Annotated in this window: 4 protein-coding genes; 3 read left to right on the plus strand and 1 reads right to left on the minus strand. The window is 71.8% G+C overall.

Annotated elements, in window-relative coordinates; translation table 11 throughout:
• Both G3I65_RS36730 and G3I65_RS36735 read left to right on the plus strand, forming a co-directional pair.
• Positions 1-223 (plus strand): hypothetical protein (locus G3I65_RS36730; RefSeq protein ID WP_160700173.1); only part of this gene is annotated, 223 nt, incomplete at its 5' end.
• A 38-nt stretch (positions 224-261) separates the two neighbouring features.
• Positions 262-1,476, plus strand: coding sequence for a GAF domain-containing sensor histidine kinase (locus G3I65_RS36735; RefSeq protein WP_160700174.1), 1,215 nt, complete (start codon positions 262-264; stop codon positions 1,474-1,476).
• 208 nt (positions 1,477-1,684) lie between these two features.
• Here the strand turns inward: G3I65_RS36735 and G3I65_RS36740 are convergent, their stop codons facing one another.
• Positions 1,685-2,311: a response regulator transcription factor gene (locus G3I65_RS36740; protein ID WP_072475190.1), complete on the minus strand. Its 627-nt coding sequence runs from the start codon at positions 2,309-2,311 to the stop codon at positions 1,685-1,687.
• Between the two features lie 217 nt (positions 2,312-2,528).
• On the opposite strand from G3I65_RS36740, the gene G3I65_RS36745 reads away from it, so the two are divergent.
• Positions 2,529-3,026 (plus strand): excalibur calcium-binding domain-containing protein, encoded by a 498-nt coding sequence (locus tag G3I65_RS36745; RefSeq protein WP_160700175.1) that lies wholly within the window; start codon positions 2,529-2,531, stop codon positions 3,024-3,026.
• Positions 3,027-3,104: the final 78 nt, after the last annotated feature.

Genomic DNA, 3,104 nt, shown 5'->3' on the forward strand with positions numbered 1-3,104 from the left:
CCGGGCCCTGCTCGCCGCGCCGGCGGCCGGGCTCGTCCTGCTGGACGAACCGACCGCGCACCTCGACGAACCGACGGCCCAGGCCGTCCGCGCCCACCTGCGCGAAGCCCTGGCCGGCCGCACGGTGCTGCACGTGACCCACCGAGCCGACGAGGCCGCCGATGCGGACGTCGTCCTCGAGGTCCGCGACGGCCGGGTCCTGAGCCGGGTACCGGTGCCGTGATCGCGCCACCACTGCGTCGCGCGATAATGACGGAACTCATGGATCCGACGCTTGCCGCGCGGGCACTGTCCGCCGCCACCGAGATCACGAGCACCGCCCTCTCCGGCGACGACCCGGGCGCGGTGCTCGACACGGTCGTCGCCCGAGCCGCCGAGCTCGCCGACGCCGACCTCGGCCTGGCGATGGTGAGCGCCGACGACGGTCGCGTGGTCGTCGAGGCCGCGCACTACGCGACCGCGCACCCGGCCGACGACGACGGCGTCCAGCCGCGTACCGGTGAACCGGTGTCGAAGGTGAGTCCCGCTGAGCCGGCCGGGGAGTCCTTGCGCGGGCTCGCCCTGCCCGCCGACTCCGCCGCCGGGCACGTCGCGCGCGGTGGGGAGCCCGTGGCCAGCGACGACTTCACCGTCGATCCGCGCACCGCGCCCTACGTCCCCGCCGAACTCCACGGCTACGGGCCGTTCGCGGCGGCGCCGTTCGGGTCAGGGGGACGGGTGCTGGGCGCGCTGACCGTCTACCGGAAGCGCGGCCGCGAGCCGTTCTCCGCCGGCACCGTCGAGATGCTCGTCGCCTTCGCCGCGCAGGCCGGGGTCGTGCTCGCGCTCGCCGAGGGAGCCAACGCCCGGCACCGCGTCGCGCTGTACGAGGAGCGGGAGCGCATCGCCCGGGAGCTCCACGACGTCATCGTCCAGCGGCTCTACGGCGCCGGTATGCAGCTCGACCGGGTCCGCCGCAACATGCGCAAGCGGTTCGCCCAGGCCGACGGGGCTCGCCTCTCGGACGCGATCGACCAGCTCGACCAGACCATCGAGGAGATCCGCGGCACCGTGCGCGCGCTGCGGTCCCCGGAGCCTCGCCACGACACCGGCACGCCCACCGACCTCGCCGAGTCGGCGCGCGGCGAGGTCCGCATCGCCGGCGAGCTGCTCGGCTACCCGCCGACTCTGGAGCTGTCCGGCGAATTCGCCGACATCCCCGCGGAACGCGCCGACCACATCCGGGCCGCCCTGCGCGAAGCACTGTCCAATGTGGTCAGGCACTCCGGCGCCAGCGAAACCCGCGTGACGCTGGCGAGGGACTCCGACGGTGTCAAACTCCGCGTCCGGGACAACGGTTCCGGCGTTCCTCAGGGCGTCGCCACCCGCGGTCTGCGTCATCTCGCCGAACGCGCGGACGCCGCGGGCGGGAAGTTCTTCCTGAACTCCTCACCCAGCCTTGGCACGCTCGTCGCGTTCGACCTCCCACTCGACTGACCGGTTCTCCTGCGGACTCAACCTTCTCGGGTCATCCAGCCTCCCTTCCACGCCCTCGAATTGATCGTACCGGCTCATCGAACACACATTCGACTCACGTTCGAGTGAATCTCTTACTGCGTCGACGTCGAAAGGCGTGGCGGAACGTGACGAGGGTCGAAAAAGGTGCCAGCGAACGGCGGATTGCGGACGCGCCGGTAGCGAGGCGTTACTTCTCGCGCCGAGCGATCCAGGCAGCGGCCTGCGTCCGGCGTTGCATGCCGAGTTTCGCGAGCACCGACGTGACGTAGTTCTTGACCGTCTTCTCCGCGAGGAACAGCCGCTCGGCGATCTCGCGGTTCGACAGGCCCTGGCCGATCAGCTCGAGCACGTCGCGTTCGCGCTCGGTCAGCGTCGCCAGCTCGTCCGTCGGCGGGTGCCGCATCTTGTCGAGCACCCGCGCGGTGCTCAGCGGGTCCAGCAGCGAGCGCCCGGCCGCGACCTCGCGCACCGCGTGCACGACGTCCTGCCCGCGCACCTGCTTCAGCAGGTACCCCGCGGCACCGGCCATGATGGCGCCGACCATCGCCTCTTCGTCGTCGAACGCCGTGAGCATCAGGCAGGCCGGCGGGTTCGGCTTCGACCGCAGTTCGCGGCAGAGCGTGATGCCGTCGCCGTCGCCGAGGCGGACGTCGACCACCGCGACCTCCGGTTCGACGTGCATCGCCACCGCCAGTGCCTCTTCGACGCTGCTCGCCTCGGCGACGACCTCGATGTCGGGCTCGTCGCCGAGGAGGTCGCGGAGCCCGCGGCGGACCAGTTCGTGGTCGTCGACGAGCAGCACCTGGATCGGCATACCCCGAGGTTACGGGGTTGCCGGCCGCCGCGTGGCGGCCGGTCGGCACCGTCACACGTGAATTACGCCCGACGCGGAACCGGGAAAGAATCACGGGAATTCCGCGCAGTGGTGGATCGCTGCCATTCCGGAAATCCCGGAATGATCCGTAACAGGATCGGCGAGGTCGCGATACTTACCACGCAATCGCACCGATTCCCCTCTGAAAGGACTTCCGTTGTCCTTGTTCCGACGTGCCCTGACGACGTCCGTCGCCGTCGCCGGGCTCGCCATCCTCGGTCCCGTCCCCTTCGCCTCCGCGCAGCTCGCGACCCCGCTCGCGGCCGACGTCGACTGCGGCGATTTCCAGTACCAGGAAGAAGCGCAAGCCGTCCTGGACGCGACGCCGGGAGACCCGAACCACCTCGACGCCGACAACAACGGCATCGCCTGCGAATCCCTGCCCCACCGCCCGCGGCAGAGCACCAGCGCCCCGGCGCCGACGTCCGGCCGGCCCACCGCCACGGCGACCCGGACCCAGCCGGCCCCGAAGACCACCACCAAGAAGCCCGCCACCACGGGCACCCAGGTCAAGGTCAAGCCGGTCGGCGGCGTGGCCACCGGCGGCGGTGAACCCGACGCCGACGTCCCCGGTTTCCTGCTGCTCAGCGGCGCCGTCCTCGCCGCGGCGGTGTCCGGCGGCATGGTGCTCCACCTGCGCCGGCGCCCGAGTTGAGGCACCCGCGCCTGTGGCCCGCGGTCACGGCGGTCGCCGCGGCGCTCGGCGTCGTACTGGCCGTGGCGCTCTTCCTCG

The sequence above is a fragment of the Amycolatopsis sp. SID8362 genome (assembly GCF_010550475.1).
GTDB lineage: Bacteria > Actinomycetota > Actinomycetes > Mycobacteriales > Pseudonocardiaceae > Amycolatopsis > Amycolatopsis eburnea.

What these genes read in the sequence shown, in the direction of transcription:
- G3I65_RS36735 (WP_160700174.1), top strand. Translation starts at nt 262, where the DNA reads ATGGATCCGACGCTTGCCGCGCGGGCACTGTCCGCCGCCACCGAGATC.
- G3I65_RS36740 (WP_072475190.1), bottom strand. Translation starts at nt 2,311, where the DNA reads ATGCCGATCCAGGTGCTGCTCGTCGACGACCACGAACTGGTCCGCCGC.